Below are 16,427 nucleotides of genomic sequence, written 5' to 3'. Positions count from 1 at the left end.
GGCTTCGGCAAGGTCAGCCGGCTCGTGCACCGCGCCAAACCCCCTGGGTAATTACCCAGGAGCAGCTCGATCCCGACTTGAGCGTGGTATCTGCACAAGTCAGCGGCGAAGGCGATGCGCAGACATTGCGCGTCGTACAACGCGGCGAGTACGAATCCGGCGAGGTGGACTTTGCGCATCGTGGCGGGAGCTGGGTTCTCTCGGAAGATGAGCCCTCATCACTGTCTCCTGATGTGTCGGCGCTGGGAGTTGAATCCTGCGGTGCAAGTTCGAAGACGGACCACGACGCCGTTGAAAGTATGATGAAGAGCAAGGTCGGCTGGGATACGTCGGATGGCCCGGATGGCGGCAATCTCGCTTGCGCGTGGGCCGTGAGACATCTGGTCCATGATGCGCTGAAACGGTGGATCACGCGGTCCGATTACACACCGACCGTCTACAGCGAGCTGCAAAGCTGCTTCGGCGAGGCCAGCGACGAGTCCGACGTCCCGAATGGCGGCATCATCATCTCGCCGACCGCCATGGTGAAGCTGCCTAATGGCAAGCGAATCCGCCGCATCGGGCATATCGGCCTGCTGGGATCGGGGTCGGGCGGTACCAGGCTGATCTATTCGAACAAGAGTTCGACGGCCCGTTGGGCTCAGAGTCACACGATCGATAAATGGAAAAGCTATTATGGCGGACGTGGACTGAAGGTTCTGTACTATCCGCTGCCCCACAAGGGCGCGCAAGCCGACTCTTGATGCCGCCCGCATCAGCCGCACGAGCATCGCGGCGAGACATTCACCCTTGACGGCGGCGTCGCCGCGACCCGGATCGTGGGGACATTGTCTTGCCGGGACGTCGACCTGCCTGTTCAGGCCGACGTCCGGCGCCACATGTCGGCTTCATCGTCCAGAACCCGCATCGTCCCTGCCGCCTCCAGCGGAGAGCGGACAGTCAGGGTGATGCGAGGCGCAAAGCCACCTCGTTCCGACGCAGGAACGGGATCGCGAAGGGTGGGTCGTATCCCATGAAGAACGGCGGCGCGGCCGGTGTCCGACCGGCGGCCCGCAGCACCTCCGTCAAGATGCGCTCCTGCTCGGTCCGGGCCTCCGGCGTGATGCGGCCGGAGAAGCGCAAGGCGGCGATCCGCTCGGGCGGGATCTCGACCAGGCGCACCCCGGCCTCGGTCGGCTCCGGCGCGCCGGCCGCCGCGACGGCGTGCGGCAGGAAGAACCGCATCGTGCCCCCAGTCCCCTGCTCCACCGGGACGGTCATGGCGATGCGTTGCCCGCCCGCCTCCACCGGTGCGGTCATGGCGATGCGGTCGCCGGCCCGGTTCGCGCCGGTGATGTAGCGGAACAGACGCCCGAACGCCTCGCCGTCGCCCTGGCCGCGCGCGTCGGTCTCGACGGCCACGCGCGTCTCGTAGGCGCGGATCTCGACGCCCCGGCCGAGCCGTTCGATCACGGCGTAGCGGGGCTGATCGTAGAACGCGCGCACCCCAACCACGCCGAGGACCGATTCGATCAGCGTGACGGCGTAGTACAGGATCCTGTCCATGGGGTCAGACCGGGAGCGCGTGGCTGATCAGCACGACGGCCCGCCCGACATGGCCACTGTCGTCGACCTCCTTGACGATGAATTGCGCCACGTCCGCCCGGGCGATCAGCCCGTTCTTCCACGAGGACCGCCGATCGAGCACCTGATAGCGCCCGGTCGCGGGCCCGCCGGTGAGCACGCCGGGGCGGACGAAGGTCCAGTCGAGGCTGCTGCGGCGGATGCGCATCTCCTGCGCGTCCTTGTCGTCATAGGCGCGGCCGAAGACGAGGCGGAACGGCAGGCGCTGCAGCGGACCGATCGCGTCGCGGCTGTCGCCGGTGCCGAAGCCGGTGACCGCCACCAACCGGCGCACGCCCGCTTTCTCCATCGCCGGGACGAGAACGTTGGTGGCATCCGAGAACAGCCGCACCGGCCCGAACAGATCGCGGAACGGCACGCCGAGCGCCTGCACCACCGCATCGATCCCGTCGAGCGCACCGGCGATGTCGGGCGCCGACAGGGCATCACCGGGGAAGCGTTCGAGGTGCGGGTCGGACAGTTCAATCTTGCTTGCCGAACGGGCGAAGGCTCGCACCCGATGCCCGGCGCCCAACGCCGCCTTGACCGTCTCCAGCCCGATACCCTGGCTGGCGCCGATGACGAGGAGATGGGCCATGGATGCGTCCTGGGTGAGCGAGAATGTCGGTCGACCCTAGGAAACGTCCGGGCGCGGGATGGTTGCTGGCGCTGGGGCAGATATTCCGGGATTGCGATGAAGGCGCGGGGACGATGCGCAGCGGAACGCCACGTCTAAGGCCATCGCAATCGGTCGTACCTCATCCGACAGCCCGCCCGGCCGGTCCGGCCGGGCAGGCGTCGCAATCTCACACCCGCGCCTCCTCGAAGGCCCGCACCCATTCGGCGCAGATGCCCGAGCGCACGATATCGTCCAGCCCGAACTCGACGATCGGGATCGGCATCATCCGGCTCTTGACCAGGTGGATCACGGTGCGAAGACCCGAGGTCTCGCGCAGGTCGGTCTGGGAGACGTCGCCGTTGATGATGACCTGGGTGTCGTCGCCGATCCGGGTCAGGAACATCTTGATCTCGGCAGGGGTGGTGTTCTGGGCCTCGTCGAGGATCACCAGGCAGTTCTTGAAGGTGCGGCCGCGCATCACCTCGAAGGGGACGACCTCGATGTCGCCGGCCTTGACGGCGATCTCGAAGGCGCCGTCGCCCATGCGCTCCTTCATGGTCTCGGTGAGAGGGGCGACCCAGGGGGCGATCTTCTCCTCGAGGCTGCCGGGGAAGAAGCCGAGGGAGCGGCCGGACGGCACGTTCGGCCGGGTGATCACCACCTTGGCGACGCGGCGCTGGCGCAGCAGGTCGGCGGCGCGGGTTCCGGCGATGTAGGTCTTGCCGGTGCCGGCAGGGCCGAGGACGATGACTTGCGGGTGGGACCCGAGGGCTTCCAGATACTCGGCCTGGCGGGCCGTCATCGGCTGGATCGGTGGCGGATTACGCTCTTCCTCGAAGCGAGTGCGGTGCACCCGGATCGGGCGGTCATCAACCAGTTCAAGTCGTGCGCGTCGTCTCTTCACGGATCAACACTCCCACTGGACTTGCGGTGCCGATATTGGTGTGCCCTCTCGTGTCCCAGATCTCCCGTGGTCTTGCGATGACTCAAAGCCTCATGGGCCGCGACGGTTCCGGTCGGGGTTGACGCAGGCGGTGGACAAGTCCGCCTGTTTCACCCAGCAGGGTAAGCAGCCGATGATGAACGAGCAATTGTCGCGCCGCACCATGCCCCTGCGAAACCGGCATGGGCGCGGACGGCGTGACGGATTGTGATGAAAACCACACAGAGGTGGCGGGGGCTAAGGCTGAAGGAGTACGGGGGACATCGGCGCGGGCCGTGCGGACCCGCTCGCCGGATGAGGTCGCCACCTGATCGCCGCTCCCGGTTGGCCCGCGGACGGACGCCCGCGGGACCGCTTCAGCCCGGCTGGACGAAGCTGTCGAGGACCATCTTCCGGCCGGCCTTGTCGAAGTCAACGGTGAGCTTGTTGCCGTCGACGGCCGCCACCGAGCCCGGTCCGAATTTGGTGTGGAAGATGCGCGCGCCGGGCTCAAAGGCCGATGGCGTGCCGGTGGATTTCGCCACCAGCGTGCCCTCGATCTGCTGCGGCCCACGCCGGCCGGGCGCCGCGCCGCGCCCTCCCCCGCCGAACCGGTCCTGATTGTAGCGATCCTGGCTGTAGCGATCCTGGCCGGCGGTCTGGGCCTGCGCCCGCTGCCAGCCCGGGGTGGAGTAGGACGAGCCGAAGGCCGGCGCCTGCCGGTCGAACCGCGACGGCCCTTGCGAGAAGCTGGCGGGCGCGTCGAGGACCGCGACGCTCGCCTCGGGCAGTTCGTCGATGAAGCGGCTCGGCACGGTCGAGGACCACAGGCCGTGGATGCGGCGGTTGACCGCGAAGGAGATCTTGGCCCGCTTGCGCGCCCGGGTCAGGCCGACATGGGCGAGGCGCCGCTCCTCCTCCAGGCCGGCCCGCCCGCTCTCGTCGAGGGCGCGCTGGTTCGGGAACAGGCCGTTCTCCCAGCCCGGCAGGAACACCGTATCGAATTCCAGGCCCTTCGCCGCGTGGAGCGTCATCAGGCTCACCCGGTCGCCGCCCTCGGCCTCGTTGGCGTCCATGACGAGGGAGACGTGCTCGAGGAAGCCGGCGAGGTCCGGGAATTCCTCCATCGAGCGCACCAGCTCCTTCAGGTTCTCGAGCCGACCGGCGGCGTCGGCGGTGCGCTCCTTCTGCCACATCTCGGTGTAGCCGGATTCCTCCAGGATCGTCTGCGCCACCTCCGTGTGCGGCTGGTCTTCGAGGAGCTTGGCCCAGCGGGAAAAGCTCTGGCACAGGGCGCGGATGGTGGAGCGGGGCTTGGGCTTCAGCTCCTCGGTCTCGCTCATCATGCGGGCGGCCTGGAGCAGCGGCACGTTGGCGCGACGCGCCAGGCCGTGGAGCGCCTGGAGGGTCGCGTCGCCCAGGCCGCGCTTGGGCGTGTTGAAGATCCGCTCGAAGGCGAGGTCGTCGGAGCCGTTGGCGACGATGCGCAAGTAAGCCAGCGCGTCGCGGATCTCGGCCCGCTCGTAGAAGCGCGGGCCGCCGACGACGCGATAGGGCAGGCCGAGCTGGACGAAGCGGTCCTCGACCTCGCGCATCTGGGCCGAGATGCGCACCAGCACGGCGATCTCCGACAGCTTGTGGCCCTTGGCCTGCAGGCTCTCGATCTCCTCGCAGACGAGGCGCGCCTCCTCCTCGGAATCCCAGGCGCCGGTGACCGTGACCTTCTCGCCCTCCGGGCTGTCGGTGCGCAGGGTCTTGCCGAGGCGGCCCTCGTTATGGGCGATCAGCACCGAGGCGGCGGCCAGGATATGGCCGGTCGAGCGGTAGTTGTTCTCCAGCCGCACCACCAGGGCGCCGGGGAAGTCGTGCTCGAAGCGCAGGATGTTGTCGACCTCGGCGCCGCGCCAGCCGTAGATCGACTGGTCGTCGTCGCCGACGCAGGCGACGTTGCGGTGGCCCTGCGCGAGCAGGCGCAGCCAGAGATACTGGGCGACGTTGGTGTCCTGGTACTCGTCGACGAGGATGTAGCGGAAGCGCTGCTGGTAGTTGGTCAGCACGTCCGGGTTCTCGCGCCACAGCCGCAGGCAGAGGAGGAGCAGGTCGCCGAAATCCACCGCGTTGAGCGCTCTCAAGCGCTCCTGGTAGGCGGCGTAGAGCCCGCCGCCCTTGCCGAAGCCGAAGGCCGAGGCCTCGCCTGCCGGTACCTGCTCGGGGCCGAGGCCGCGGTTCTTCCAGCCGTCGATGGTGCCGGCGAGGCTGCGGGCCGGCCAGCGCTTCTCGTCGAGGTCGGCCGCCGCGATCACCTGCTTCAACAGCCGCAACTGGTCGTCGGTGCCGAGGATCGTGAAGTCGGAGCGCAGGCCGACCAGCTCGGCGTGGCGGCGCAGGATCTTGGTGCCGATGGCGTGGAAGGTGCCGAGCCACGGCATCCCCTCCCCGGCCGGGCCGATGAGCGCGCCGATGCGCTCCTTCATCTCCCGGGCGGCCTTGTTGGTGAAGGTCACCGCCAGGATGTCGAAGGGCCGGGCGCGGCCGGTGGCGATCAGGTGGGCGATGCGGGTGGTCAGCACCCGGGTCTTGCCGGTGCCGGCGCCGGCCAGCACCAGCACCGGTCCTTCCGTCGCCTCGACGGCGCGGCGCTGCTCGGGGTTGAGCCCCGTGAGATAGGACGCGTCCTGGGGCACCACCGCGGCGCGGGCGCGGGCGGAGATCGAGGTGGGGGCGGTCCCGGCCGGGATGTCGCGAGTCATGCCGGCATCACTGGACCAAAACGCGAACGGCGTCGAGGGTGGCGGGCGCATCGCTCTTTCGTCGAGCACCGGAACCTTGCAGGAATCTCGGCGTCGTCCCTCACGGACAGTCCATTGCCCTTGGAAAGGATTCCGATGCGCGCCCACACCCTCCTGATCCTGGCACTCGCCGCCGCGCCGCTCCCGGCGCTCGCGCAGAACCAGGTCCCCGTCAACCGCTCCCAGCAGGCCGTCGAGGGGATCAACCGCTCGATCGAGTCGCGGGCCGAGTCACGCGGCATCCAGCAGCAGAACCGGTTCGAGACCAACCAGCTCCAGGGCCAGATCCAGCGCCAGCAGAGCCTGCCGCCGCCGCCGGCGCCGATCATCGTGCCGAGTCGCTGAGCCGTTAGTGCCTGACCCGGGCGCCGGCGGCCGCGAAGGCCATCGCGTCCGGCCGGGCATGGCCGCGGGCCGGGATGCCGATCACCCGGCCGAGATCGTCGGGCCGCGGCAGCCGGGCATGCGAGCTGAGCATCACCGCGAGATTGGCCTGGATGTCCTCCGGGAACGGCGCCACGCGCCGTGTCGCCGGGTCGACGTGGAGGGAGAGGTTCTCCGAGGTGGCGGCGACCCAGCCCTCGGTGGCGTGGCGGATCTCGGAGTAGAAGTGCAGCCGCTTCTCGTCGAAGGCGACGAGCTGCAGCGTCACCCGCACCCGATCATCGAGCACCAGCTCGCGGCGGTAGCGCACGTGGACCTCGGCCGCGAAGGTCGTGCCGCGACCGGTCTCCATGTAGTCGGGTCCCAGGCCGACCACGCCGAACGCCTCGTCCACCGCCCGGTCGAACAGGACGTGGTAGTACGCCATGTTCAGGTGGCCGTTGTAATCGATCCAGCCCGGCTCGATCGCCATCGTCGACGACACGAACGGCGCGAAGAAGAAGACCGAAGCGGGACGGTCGTCAGCCATTGTGGGGCTCCCGATCAGGCGCAGGCGGGATGACAAGGGCGCTTCGGCACGTACCACGCCTGGGCAAAGGATGCATCCCCGGATGCATTGCACCTTGGGGCAAGGTGTCAGCCCCGGAGCGCACTTCTCCGTGACCGGGGCTCCGGATATGCCGGCCGGGACGCGGCTGCTAGAGTGGCCGGCAAAAGGCCGGTCCGTCCGGTCGCCAGAACGTCCGGGAGACCCGCCATGAACGCCCCCACCCCCGCCCCCACCCGCGCGCGCCCGAGCCCCGAGACCGTGGATGCGGTCGTCCGCGAGCTGACGGCGCAGTTCGGCAACCGCGTCGTCACATCGCAGGCGGTGCGCGAACAGCATGCCAGCACCCTGACCTGGGTCGCCAACCAGCCGCCGGACGCGGTGGTCTACGCCGAGAGCACTGAGGATGTGCAGGCCATCGTGCGGGTCTGCGCCGCCCACAAGATGCCGGTTGTCGCCTTCGGCACCGGCACCTCGCTCGAGGGCCACGTCAACGCGCCGTTCGGCGGCATCTCGATCGACATGAGCGGGATGAACAAGGTCCTGGCGGTCCATGCCGAGGACCTGGACTGCGTGGTCCAGCCCGGCGTGACCCGCAAGGCGGTGAACGAGCACCTGCGCGACCAGGGCCTGTTCTTCCCGATCGATCCGGGCGCCGACGCGTCGCTCGGCGGCATGGCGGCGACCCGGGCCTCGGGCACCAACGCGGTGCGCTACGGCACGATGAAGGACAACGTCCTGTCGCTCACCGCCGTGATGCCGAACGGCGACGTCATCCGCACGAGCCCGCGGGCGCGCAAGACCTCCGCCGGCTACGATCTCACCCGGCTGCTGGTGGGCTCGGAGGGCACCTTCGGCATCATCACCGAATTGACGCTCAAGCTCGCCGGCATCCCCGAGGCGATCTCCGCCGGTGTCTGCCCGTTCCCGACCATCAAGGCGGCCTGCGACGCGGTCATCGTGACGATCCAGTCAGGTCTGCCGGTGGCGCGCATCGAGCTCCTCGACGAGGTCCAGGTCGCGGCCTGCAACGCCTATTCGAAGCTGACCCTGCCCGAGACCCCGCTGCTGCTGGTCGAGTTCCACGGCACGGATGCGAGCGTGCGCGAGCAGGCCGAGCGCTTCGGCGAGATCGCGGCGGAGTTCGAGGGCGGCCCCTACGAGTGGGCGACGAAGGCGGAGGACCGCACCCGGCTCTGGCAGGCCCGCCACGACGTCTACTGGGCGGCGGTCGGCATGCGCCCGGGCGCCAAGGTCATCGCCACCGACGTCTGCGTGCCGATCTCGCGGCTCGCCGAATGCGTCGACGCGACCAAGCGCGACATCGTCGAGAGCGGCATCACGGCGCCGATCGCCGGCCATGTCGGCGACGGCAACTTCCACACCTCGCCGCTCGTGATGATGGACGATCCCGACGAGATCGCCCGGGTCACCGGCTTCATCGAGCGCCTGGTCGCCCGCGCCATCGCCATGGAGGGTACCTGCACCGGGGAGCACGGCATCGGCCAGAAGAAGATGCGCTTCATGGAGCTGGAGCACGGGCCGGAGGCGTTGAACCTGATGCGGACGCTGAAGCGGGCGATCGATCCGGACAACATCATGAATCCGGGGAAGGTGGTGGCGGTTTAAGCCACGGTCGTTTCAGGCCTGAAGCGAAGCGGCTTTGTCGGCGTCTGTGCTGGTATGTCGAGCCGCTTCGCGGCACTTCTTGTGCCGGATCCCGGATCTCCTTCCGCTTCGCTGCAGTCGTCCGGGAAAGGGGCGGGTGGAAGAAAGTGATTTGCCTAGCTGTTGAGGTCAGCGGACAAGTCGTGCCAGCCCGGGTTCATCGCCTCGATCAGCGCGTGATTCCAGGCACGCCGCCACTTCTTGAGCGTATGTTCGCGGTGGCGGGCATCTGCGATCAGATCGCAATACTCGCACCAGACCAGATGTGTCATACTGTAGCGAGTCGTAAATCGGGCGTGTGAGCCTTCTGATGCTCATGGATACGCCGACACAGATCAACCGTCGATCCGACGTACAGCGTGCCGTTGCGGCTGCTCGCCAGCATGTACACGAAGCCGCCCTTCGCCATTCGCGCACCGCCCTTTCCCGGACGAGTACAGCGTAAACGGAAGGAGATCCGGGATCCAGCACGAGAAATGCCGCGAAGCGGCTCAACATGCCGGCACAAACGCCGACTGAGCCGCTTCGCATTCAGGATTGGACGGCGGACCTTACGGCAGCACAACCACCTTCGTCCCGACCTTCACGCGGTCGTACAGGTCGATCACGTCCCGGTTGGTCATGCGGATGCAGCCCGAAGACACCGCCGCGCCGATCGTCTCCGGCTCGTTCGAGCCGTGGATGCGGTAGAGCGAGGAGCCGAGATAGAGCGCGCGGGCGCCGAGCGGGTTGTCGTTGCCGCCGGCCATGTAGCGCGGCAGGTCGGGGCGGCGCTTGATCATCTGCTCAGGGGGACGCCAGGACGGCCATTCCTTCTTCATCGTCACGGTCTTGGTGCCGGACCAGGAGAAGCCCTCGCGGCCGACGCCGACGCCGTACTGGATCGCCTCCTGATTCGGCAGGATGTAGTAGAGCCGGCGCTGGCTGGTCGAGATCACCACCGTGCCGGGCTTGTAGGGGCTGTTCCAGCCGATGGTCTGGCGCGGCACGCCCTGCTGGCGGAACACCGTCAGGAAGTCGGCGATCGGCCCGCGGTCGAGCAGGCTGATGGCGTGGGCCGGGGCCGCGAGTGTCAGCAGGGCGGCAGCGGCCATGAGCGGCCTCAACATGCGCCGCGGCGCGGTCTGACGGGTCATGGTCCCCCTCCCGTTCGAATGTGGTCGAACGGCTTGGCCGCCGGGCTGTGGCGAAAACAGGGCGGAAACAATCGCCGCCCGGCTCATGGTGCTTTCGCGCCACAGGCCGCCGAGGCGCCGCTCGCCTGCTCCGCCGCGCTACTCCGCCGCTTGCCTCAGGGGTACGAAGCCGATCGGCTGGCGCTGCGGGCCCTCCTGCTTGAGGGTGCGCAGCATCGTCTCGTAATCCTGCTCCATCTCGGGCGTCACCGAGGCGCGGGTCTCGTGGAGCGCCGCATCGAAATGGCCTTGCGTCACCCGCTCGCTCGCCAGGTTCTCGCGCAACGCCATCAGGCCGGCCCGGCGGGTCAGGTCCTCGAGATCCGCGCCGGTGAAGCGGGTGGTGCGCTCGGCGAGCGCGTCGAGGTCGACGTCCTCGGCGAGCGGCATGGCGCGGGTGTGGATGCCGAGGATGTGGCGCCGCCCGGCGATGGTCGGCACCGGCACGTAGACCAGTTCGTCGAAGCGGCCGGGGCGTAGCAGCGCCGGATCGACGAGGTTCGGCCGGTTGGTGGCGGCCATCACCACCACGCCCTGCAACTCCTCCAGGCCGTCCATCTCGGCCAGGATCGTGTTGACCACCCGCTCGGTCACGGCCGGCTCGCCGAGGCCGCCGCCGCGCACCGGCGCCAGCGAATCGATCTCGTCGATGAAAATCACCGTCGGGGCGACCTGGCGGGCGCGGGCGAACAGCCGCGAGACCTGCTGCTCGGATTCGCCGTACCATTTCGAGAGCAGGTCGGAGGACTTGGTGGCGACGAAGTTCGCCTGCGCCTCCCGGGCGACCGCCTTGGCGAGCAGGGTCTTGCCGGTGCCGGGGGGCCCGAACAGCAGGAAGCCCTTGGCCGGCCGGATGCCGATGCGGCGGAAGGCCTCCGGGTTGCGAAGCGGCAGCTCGACGCCCTCGCGCAGCTTCGTCTGCACCTCGCCCAAGCCCCCGATATCGTCCCAGGTGACGTTCGGGACCTGGATCATGATCTCGCGCAGGGCCGAGGGCTGCACGCGCTTGAGGGCGTTCAGGAAATCCTCGCGGCAGACCTGGAGCGTCTCCAGGATCTCGGGCGGGATGCCCTCCTTGAGGTTGATCTGCGGCAGCACGCGGCGCAGCGCGTCCATCGCCGCCTCGCGGGCGAGCGCCGAGAGGTCGGCGCCGACGAAGCCGTAGGTGGTGCGCGCGATCTCGTCGAGATCGACGTTGTCGCCGAGCGGCATGCCGCGGGTGTGGATGGTCAGCACCTCCCGCCGGCCGGGCTCGTCGGGCACGCCGATGATGATCTCGCGGTCGAAGCGACCGGGGCGGCGGAGAGCCTCGTCGATCGCGTCGCGACGGTTGGTGGCGCCGATCACCACGATGTTCTGGCGCGGCTCGAGGCCGTCCATCAGGGTGAGCAACTGGGCGACGATGCGCCGCTCGACCTCGCCGCGGACCTCCTCGCGCTTCGGGGCGATCGAGTCGATCTCGTCGATGAAGATGATGGCCGGTGCGTTGCGCTGGGCCTCGGAGAAGATCTGGCGCAGGCGCTGCTCGGATTCGCCGTACTGGCTGCCCATGATCTCCGGGCCGGCGATGTGGAAGAACTGCGCCTCGGTCTCGTTCGCCACGGCCCGGGCCAGCAGGGTCTTGCCGGTACCGGGGGGGCCGTAGAGCAGCACGCCCTTCGGCGGGTCGATGCCGAGGCGCTGGAACAGCTCGGGATGGCGCAGCGGCAGCTCGACCATCTCCCGGACCTGGTCGACGGTGGTGCCGAGGCCGCCAATATCGTCGTAGGTGACGTCGGCGCGGCGCACCTCCTTCGGCTCCTCGTAGAGCGGGCGCAGCTCGACCTCGGTCTCGGCGGTCACCTGCACGATGCCGCGTGTGGGCTGGGTCGAAACCACGACGAGGCGGATCTCCTGCAGGCCGTAGGCCGGCAGGCTGAACATCTGGCGCAGCTCCTCCGGCACCTGGTCGCGGGCGAAGCGCGAGGGGACCGAGGTCGAGATCACGTCGCCGGAGACCAGCGGCCGGCGGTAGAAGGTGCGGCGCAGGGCCTCGCCCGAGCCCTGCAGACGCAGGTTCTTCTGGGCCGGGGCCAGCACCACCCGGGTGGCGGGCCGCACCTCGGCCTTGCGGATCTCGACGTGGTCGCCGGAGCCGACGCCGGCATTGACGCGCTGGAGGCCGTCGAGCCGGATGATGCTCAGCCCCTCGTCCTCCTGGCCGAGCGCGATGGCGAGCGCCGTGGTGTGGCGCTTGCCGATGATCTCGATCGGCTGGCCCTCCTGCAGGCCGAGGCTCTGGAGCACCGCCGCGCCGACCCGGGCGACGCCCCGGCCGACATCCTCGGCCCGCGCGTTCGCGACCTGCGCCCTCACGTCGCCTGCTTCGTCCGCCATCGGAGTGACCTCGCTCCTCGGGGCCGGGACGCGAAGCCCCGCCGCGGGCGGCCGCGCCGCCTCCCCTGCCGCACACCGGCGCCGCCCGAAGAGCGGGGGCGCGTCGGCGGGAGAACGCCCTCTCGCCTGAAATGTTGCGGCCGGGTTAGACCTTAGGGATCAAGCCCTGAGGGTCAGGGTGCCGAGATCGCCCAGCCCCCCCTCGGGCAGCAGGCCGCGCAGGGTCGCCGTGAGGGAGAACCCGGTGCCGGTGCGCTCGATCTCGTAGAGGTGGTAGCCGGCGCAGTGCTTGAGCGCACCGCCGCGGGCGGAGGCCGAGGGCGCGCCGATCACCGGCACGCGCCGCCCGCCGGGGGCCATCAGGAAGGCGACGGAACCGACATGGTTGTGGCCGTGCAGCACGAGGTCGGCGCCGACCCGGCCGATCATCGCCTCGAAGGCGTGGGCATCCGTGAGGTTGCGACCCGCCTTGGCGCCGCCGACATGCGGCGGATGGTGGATCATCACCACCCGGCACGGCCGCTCTGGCTCGGCGGCCAGCTCCGACAGCATCCGCTCGGCGGCCCGGATCTGGTCGCCCCCGAGGCGCCCGCTTGCCACGAAGGGCGCGGTCGGGATCGCGGAGGAGAGTCCGACCAGCGCCAGCGGTCCCCTCCGGCGCAGGTAGGGAAACACCTTGTCGCGGCCGGCATCGTCCCGTGTCCAGGGCCCGACCGCGTCGAGGAGCCCCTTCAGCGAGCCGCGGACATAGGCGTCGTGGTTGCCGGGCACGAAGCTGACGAAGCCGGGCTCGCCTAAGCCTTCCATGAAGATCCGGGCGGTCTCCCACTCGCTCGGCAGGCCGATATTGCAGAGGTCACCGGTGCAGGCGATGTGGTCGGGCGCGGCGGCGCGCAGATCGGCCACCAGGGCGGCCAGGATCTCCATGTCGTGGGTGAGCTTGCGGCCGCGGCTCCAGTTGACCCAGCCGGTCGCGCGCTTGCTCATCAGCTGGCGCAGGCGCGGGCGCGAGAGCGGCCCGACATGGGGATCGGTGAGGTGGGCGAGGCGGAACGTCATCGAGGGCAGGAACGCATGAGAGAGGATCAGGTCCGCTGCACAGGTGTCGCGGCCGGCCTCCCGTAGCAGCGGACCGGGCCTTCACGCATCCCCCTCGGCCTCATGGCACACCACGCAGAGCTTGTTTCCGTCGAGATCGCGGACATAGGCGCCGTAATAGGCCGGATGGTAGTGCGGCCGCAGCCCGGGAGGCCCCTCGCAGGTGCCGCCCGCCGCGAGGGCCAGGGCGTAGCAGCGGTCGACGCTCGCCCGGGATCGGGCCGTCAACGCGGTCATGAGCCCGTTGCCCGGATCGGGGGCCGCACCATTCCACGGGCGGCCGACGATCAGCAGGGGCCGGTCGGCGTCCCTCGGCATCCAGCCGGCCCATCCGTGCTCCGGCTCGTGGAAGCGGAGCGTCAGGCCGAGCTCGTCGAAGAGCGCGGCGTAGAAGGGGTAGGCGCGGGCGAGGTCGGCGGTGCCGAGGCAGACATGCGAGATGACGCTCATGGCCGTTCGATCGCTCCCAGGATGTTCGATTCCAGGCTTCAGATCCCGGCATACATGCGCCCCGGGTTGAACAGGCCGGCGGGATCGTGCGCGGCCTTGAGGCCGGCGGTGATCCGCATCAACGGCTCGGACAGGGGCTCGAAGACCGGCACCGCCGCCCGGACGGAATCGGGCGCCCGCACCAGGGTGGCGTGGCCGGCGGAGCCGATCGCCGCCCGCACATCCTGTGCGCCCGCGTCGCCGGTCGCCGGCGTCGCGAGCCAGACGAGGCCGCCGCCCCAGTCGTAGAACCAGCGCGCCGGCCGTGACGCGGCGATGGCGGCCGCGACCGCCGGGCCGCGGCTCGGCGCGGTCGAGAGGCGCCACACCGCCTCGTCGCCGCCGGCGAAGGGCAGCACGTCGCGCACCGAGCGCCACAGGGCGGCGGCGGATTCGCCCTCGAGAGTGTCGGGTGTCCCGAAGCGGCGCAGCAGGCGCGCGAGCTGGCCGAGGCGGTAATCGATCGAGGCGGAGAACCCCTCGATGCGCAGGAGCGTGCGCGCCGGACCGTCGATTCCCGCCGGCAGGTGGGCCGCTCCGGTGATCTCGAACGGCGAGCCGAGGCTCAAGCTCATCGCCTCGACGGCGCGGGCGTCGTCGAGGCCGGAGAGCACCAGGGTCGCGGTGCGCTCGGGGACGGGGAGCACCTTGAAGGTGACCTCGGTGAGGAAGCCGAGGGTGCCCCAGGAGCCGGCCATCAGCTTCACGAGATCGAGCCCGGTGACGTTCTTCATCACCCGGCCGCCGGACTTCACCGCCTCGCCGCGCCCGTTGACGAAGCGCACGCCGATCAGGCTGTCGCGGGCGGCGCCCCCGGCGATGCGACGCGGCCCCGAGATGTTGCCGGCGGCGACTGCGCCGATCGTCGGCTCGCCCGCGGAGCCGAGGAGCGCGCGGTGGTCCATCGGCTCGAAGGGCAGCATCTGGCCGCCCTCGGCCAGCCGTACCTCGACCTCGGCCAGCGGCGTGCCGGCCCGGGCCGCGATCACGAGCTCCGCCGGCTCGTGGAGGGTGATGCCGGTGAGGCCCGCCGCAGAGAGCGTCGCCTCGTCCTGCGCCGGCCGCCCGATCCCCGTTCGGGTACCGCCGCCGACGAGCCGCAGCCGCTCGCGCCGCGCCGCCGCCTCACCGATCAGGGTGGCGGCCTCCGCCTCGCTCCGGGGCTGGTAGATGCTCATCGGGGTTCGCTCGGTGGGCAAGGACCGCGCCGGGTGGCGCGGTCGGGCGCGGATCATTGCGGGCAACCGGGGCCGGTTGCAAGCGGGGGCGGCGACGTCAGGTCAGGATGGCGTCGCCTCGCGCAAGGCCCTATTCCGCCGGCACCGCCCGCCCGAATCGGGCGAGGACGGCCGTCCTCAGGCCCGCGATGTCGAAGCGCCAGAGCAGGGCCGCGTAGACGAGGCCGCCCACCACGATGCAGGCCGGCAGGGCGAGCCAGGGGCCGAGCCCGCGCAAGGGGAGGATCGCCGCGGTCATCGCGGCGGTGGCCAGCACCACGGCGGCGAGGTCGCGCCATGGCAGCCGCAGGCGGCCCGGCCCGGTGAGCGCGCGGAGGCCGAGGAACAGCATCGCGGCAAGGAAGCCCAGCGACTGCGCGGCAGCGATGCCGTGCGGGCCGAAGGGCTTGGCGAGCGCGAGGGCGCCGACGAGGTTGACGAGCGCCCCGACGACGCCCGCCGCGACGAGCGGCAGGGTGCGGCGGCGGATCTGGAAGATCGGGTTGAGGGCGAAGTTCATCAGCGCCAGGGCGACGAGACCGGGGAGCAGCAGCAGCGTGTAGGTCACGAAATGGCCGCGAAAGGCCTCCGGCACCGCGATCGCCTCGAGTGCCGGAGCGAGAGCCCAGAATCCCGCGGCGCTCGGCAGGATCAGCGCCACCACCACGGCGCCGTTGCGGGCGACCTGCTCCTCCCCGGCCTCGTGGCCGTGGGTCTCTGCAGCGAGCACGGCGATCTGGAACAACAGCAGGTCGAGGGCGGCGCCGAGCGTGCTGAAGATCCGCCCGCCGATATCCGCCGCCAGCGAGAAGTAGCCGGCCTCGGCAAAGCCCGCCGCCGCCGCGACCGCCCAGCGATTGGCGAACGGCATCAGCTGGTAGACGAGGTTGGCGGCGACGATCGGCAGGCCGTAGCCCATGAACAGCTTGAGCGCGTTCCGGCGCTCGGCCGTCTGGCGCTCGGCCGTCTCATGGGCGATCGGCGGATCCGCGAAGGCGCGCCGGACGAGGAGCGCGGCGAGGAACTGGCTCAGGCCCCCGGCAAGCATCACGGCGGCGGCGTCCGCGGTCGCCCAGGCGGTGCCGACCATCAGCGGCAGGGTCAGGCCGTTCTTGACCAGGACGAGGCGCAGGTAGAGCCCGCCGACGAAGCGGGCCCGGGCGAGCGCCGCCGCGTAATCGAACAGGCCGAGGCCGATCGCCGCCGCCGCCGCAGCCCCGGCGAGCAGGGCCGGATCGCCGACGAGCGGCCGCCCGGCGAGGGCCAGCAGGGCCGCGCCGACGAGCCCGATTACGGTGGCGAGATAGGCGCGGTCGAGCATGCCGCGGATCCACGGCTCGGCCTGTCGGACGCGCTCGGAGTAGAACCGTGTCGCCGAGAGGCGCAGCCACTCGAACAGCAGCGTGTTGAGCGCCACCGCTCCGGCGGTGCCGAGGGCGAAGCGGCCGAAATCCGCCGGTCCCAGGATCTGCGCGATCAGCAGACCGAGGGCCAGGTTCATGACCGCGTTGACCACGAAGGCCGCGATGACCGCCATTGGG

Annotated in this window: 16 protein-coding genes; 3 read left to right on the top strand and 13 right to left on the bottom strand. The window is 70.2% G+C overall.

The annotated features are described in order from the left end of the window. The coding region (locus tag MFF64_RS31780; RefSeq protein ID WP_238193344.1) for a hypothetical protein at positions 1–743 on the top strand (743 nt) is incomplete at its 5' end. 196 nt (positions 744–939) lie between these two features. On the opposite strand, the gene MFF64_RS31775 is transcribed toward MFF64_RS31780, so the two are convergent. The 4 genes from MFF64_RS31775 to MFF64_RS31760 all read right to left on the bottom strand — a co-directional run bounded on the left by MFF64_RS31775 (position 940) and on the right by MFF64_RS31760 (position 5,893). After that, on the bottom strand, positions 940–1,545 hold the full coding sequence (locus tag MFF64_RS31775; protein WP_099902135.1) for an SOUL family heme-binding protein: 606 nt from the start codon (positions 1,543–1,545) through the stop codon (positions 940–942). A 4-nt stretch (positions 1,546–1,549) separates the two neighbouring features. Next, on the bottom strand, positions 1,550–2,200 hold the full coding sequence (locus MFF64_RS31770) for an NAD(P)-dependent oxidoreductase (protein WP_099902133.1): 651 nt from the start codon (positions 2,198–2,200) through the stop codon (positions 1,550–1,552). A gap of 208 nt (positions 2,201–2,408) precedes the next feature. Further along, positions 2,409–3,125: a PhoH family protein gene (locus MFF64_RS31765; protein WP_238193343.1), complete on the bottom strand. Its 717-nt coding sequence runs from the start codon at positions 3,123–3,125 to the stop codon at positions 2,409–2,411. Between the two features lie 395 nt (positions 3,126–3,520). Further along, positions 3,521–5,893, bottom strand: a complete 2,373-nt coding sequence (locus MFF64_RS31760) for an ATP-dependent helicase (RefSeq protein WP_099905548.1) — start codon at positions 5,891–5,893, stop codon at positions 3,521–3,523. Positions 5,894–6,028: 135 nt separating this feature from the next. Between MFF64_RS31760 and MFF64_RS31755 the strand changes: the two genes are divergently transcribed. Continuing rightward, entirely contained in the window at positions 6,029–6,277 is a 249-nt protein-coding gene (locus MFF64_RS31755) for a hypothetical protein (RefSeq protein WP_099905546.1), read from the top strand. Positions 6,278–6,281: 4 nt separating this feature from the next. Here the strand turns inward: MFF64_RS31755 and MFF64_RS31750 are convergent, their stop codons facing one another. After that, positions 6,282–6,845 (bottom strand): thioesterase family protein, encoded by a 564-nt coding sequence (locus MFF64_RS31750; RefSeq protein ID WP_099905544.1) that lies wholly within the window; start codon positions 6,843–6,845, stop codon positions 6,282–6,284. A gap of 228 nt (positions 6,846–7,073) precedes the next feature. Between MFF64_RS31750 and MFF64_RS31745 the strand changes: the two genes are divergently transcribed. After that, positions 7,074–8,492: an FAD-binding oxidoreductase gene (locus MFF64_RS31745; RefSeq protein ID WP_099905542.1), complete on the top strand. Its 1,419-nt coding sequence runs from the start codon at positions 7,074–7,076 to the stop codon at positions 8,490–8,492. Positions 8,493–8,647: 155 nt separating this feature from the next. Here MFF64_RS31745 and MFF64_RS38705 read toward each other — a convergent pair whose 3' ends face one another. The 8 genes from MFF64_RS38705 to MFF64_RS31710 form a co-directional block, all read right to left on the bottom strand. After that, positions 8,648–8,803: a GIY-YIG nuclease family protein gene (locus tag MFF64_RS38705; protein WP_438823112.1), complete on the bottom strand. Its 156-nt coding sequence runs from the start codon at positions 8,801–8,803 to the stop codon at positions 8,648–8,650. Further along, entirely contained in the window at positions 8,800–8,916 is a 117-nt protein-coding gene (locus tag MFF64_RS38700; protein ID WP_425324342.1) for a GIY-YIG nuclease family protein, read from the bottom strand. Before MFF64_RS38700 ends, MFF64_RS38705 begins: the two co-directional genes overlap by 4 nt. A gap of 166 nt (positions 8,917–9,082) precedes the next feature. After that, entirely contained in the window at positions 9,083–9,640 is a 558-nt protein-coding gene (locus tag MFF64_RS31735; RefSeq protein ID WP_425324341.1) for a L,D-transpeptidase, read from the bottom strand. A gap of 165 nt (positions 9,641–9,805) precedes the next feature. Further along, positions 9,806–12,082 carry a CDC48 family AAA ATPase gene (locus MFF64_RS31730; RefSeq protein WP_238193342.1) on the bottom strand — a complete coding sequence of 759 codons (2,277 nt, stop codon included), beginning with the start codon at positions 12,080–12,082 and terminating at the stop codon, positions 9,806–9,808. Positions 12,083–12,241: 159 nt separating this feature from the next. Next, positions 12,242–13,141, bottom strand: a complete 900-nt coding sequence (locus MFF64_RS31725) for a metallophosphoesterase family protein (RefSeq protein ID WP_238193341.1) — start codon at positions 13,139–13,141, stop codon at positions 12,242–12,244. Positions 13,142–13,222: 81 nt separating this feature from the next. Then, positions 13,223–13,630, bottom strand: a complete 408-nt coding sequence (locus MFF64_RS31720) for a VOC family protein (protein WP_099908429.1) — start codon at positions 13,628–13,630, stop codon at positions 13,223–13,225. 38 nt (positions 13,631–13,668) lie between these two features. Beyond that, positions 13,669–14,847 (bottom strand): FAD-binding protein, encoded by a 1,179-nt coding sequence (locus tag MFF64_RS31715; RefSeq protein WP_099908427.1) that lies wholly within the window; start codon positions 14,845–14,847, stop codon positions 13,669–13,671. Positions 14,848–14,977: 130 nt separating this feature from the next. Then, the gene (locus MFF64_RS31710) at positions 14,978–16,423 is read right to left on the bottom strand and encodes a polysaccharide biosynthesis C-terminal domain-containing protein (protein WP_099908425.1); all 1,446 of its coding nucleotides are present in this window, start codon (positions 16,421–16,423) and stop codon (positions 14,978–14,980) included. Positions 16,424–16,427: the final 4 nt, after the last annotated feature.

Source organism: Methylobacterium frigidaeris (genome assembly GCF_022179185.1).
In the GTDB taxonomy this organism is placed as follows: Bacteria; Pseudomonadota; Alphaproteobacteria; order Rhizobiales; family Beijerinckiaceae; genus Methylobacterium; species Methylobacterium frigidaeris.
Note: the sequence above shows the minus strand (reverse complement) of the source record. Positions and strands in the feature narration are given on the sequence as shown.

Excerpts from the sequence above, each read along its gene's own strand:
- MFF64_RS31775 (WP_099902135.1), bottom strand. The coding sequence starts at position 1,545 with ATGGACAGGATCCTGTACTACGCCGTCACGCTGATCGAATCGGTCCTC.
- MFF64_RS31770 (WP_099902133.1), bottom strand. The coding sequence starts at position 2,200 with ATGGCCCATCTCCTCGTCATCGGCGCCAGCCAGGGTATCGGGCTGGAG.
- MFF64_RS31760 (WP_099905548.1), bottom strand. The coding sequence starts at position 5,893 with ATGACTCGCGACATCCCGGCCGGGACCGCCCCCACCTCGATCTCCGCC.
- MFF64_RS31755 (WP_099905546.1), top strand. The coding sequence starts at position 6,029 with ATGCGCGCCCACACCCTCCTGATCCTGGCACTCGCCGCCGCGCCGCTC.
- MFF64_RS31750 (WP_099905544.1), bottom strand. The coding sequence starts at position 6,845 with ATGGCTGACGACCGTCCCGCTTCGGTCTTCTTCTTCGCGCCGTTCGTG.
- MFF64_RS31745 (WP_099905542.1), top strand. The coding sequence starts at position 7,074 with ATGAACGCCCCCACCCCCGCCCCCACCCGCGCGCGCCCGAGCCCCGAG.
- MFF64_RS38705 (WP_438823112.1), bottom strand. The coding sequence starts at position 8,803 with ATGACACATCTGGTCTGGTGCGAGTATTGCGATCTGATCGCAGATGCC.
- MFF64_RS38700 (WP_425324342.1), bottom strand. The coding sequence starts at position 8,916 with ATGCTGGCGAGCAGCCGCAACGGCACGCTGTACGTCGGATCGACGGTT.
- MFF64_RS31735 (WP_425324341.1), bottom strand. The coding sequence starts at position 9,640 with ATGTTGAGGCCGCTCATGGCCGCTGCCGCCCTGCTGACACTCGCGGCC.
- MFF64_RS31730 (WP_238193342.1), bottom strand. The coding sequence starts at position 12,082 with ATGGCGGACGAAGCAGGCGACGTGAGGGCGCAGGTCGCGAACGCGCGG.
- MFF64_RS31725 (WP_238193341.1), bottom strand. The coding sequence starts at position 13,141 with ATGACGTTCCGCCTCGCCCACCTCACCGATCCCCATGTCGGGCCGCTC.
- MFF64_RS31720 (WP_099908429.1), bottom strand. The coding sequence starts at position 13,630 with ATGAGCGTCATCTCGCATGTCTGCCTCGGCACCGCCGACCTCGCCCGC.
- MFF64_RS31715 (WP_099908427.1), bottom strand. The coding sequence starts at position 14,847 with ATGAGCATCTACCAGCCCCGGAGCGAGGCGGAGGCCGCCACCCTGATC.
- MFF64_RS31710 (WP_099908425.1), bottom strand. The coding sequence starts at position 16,423 with ATGGCGGTCATCGCGGCCTTCGTGGTCAACGCGGTCATGAACCTGGCC.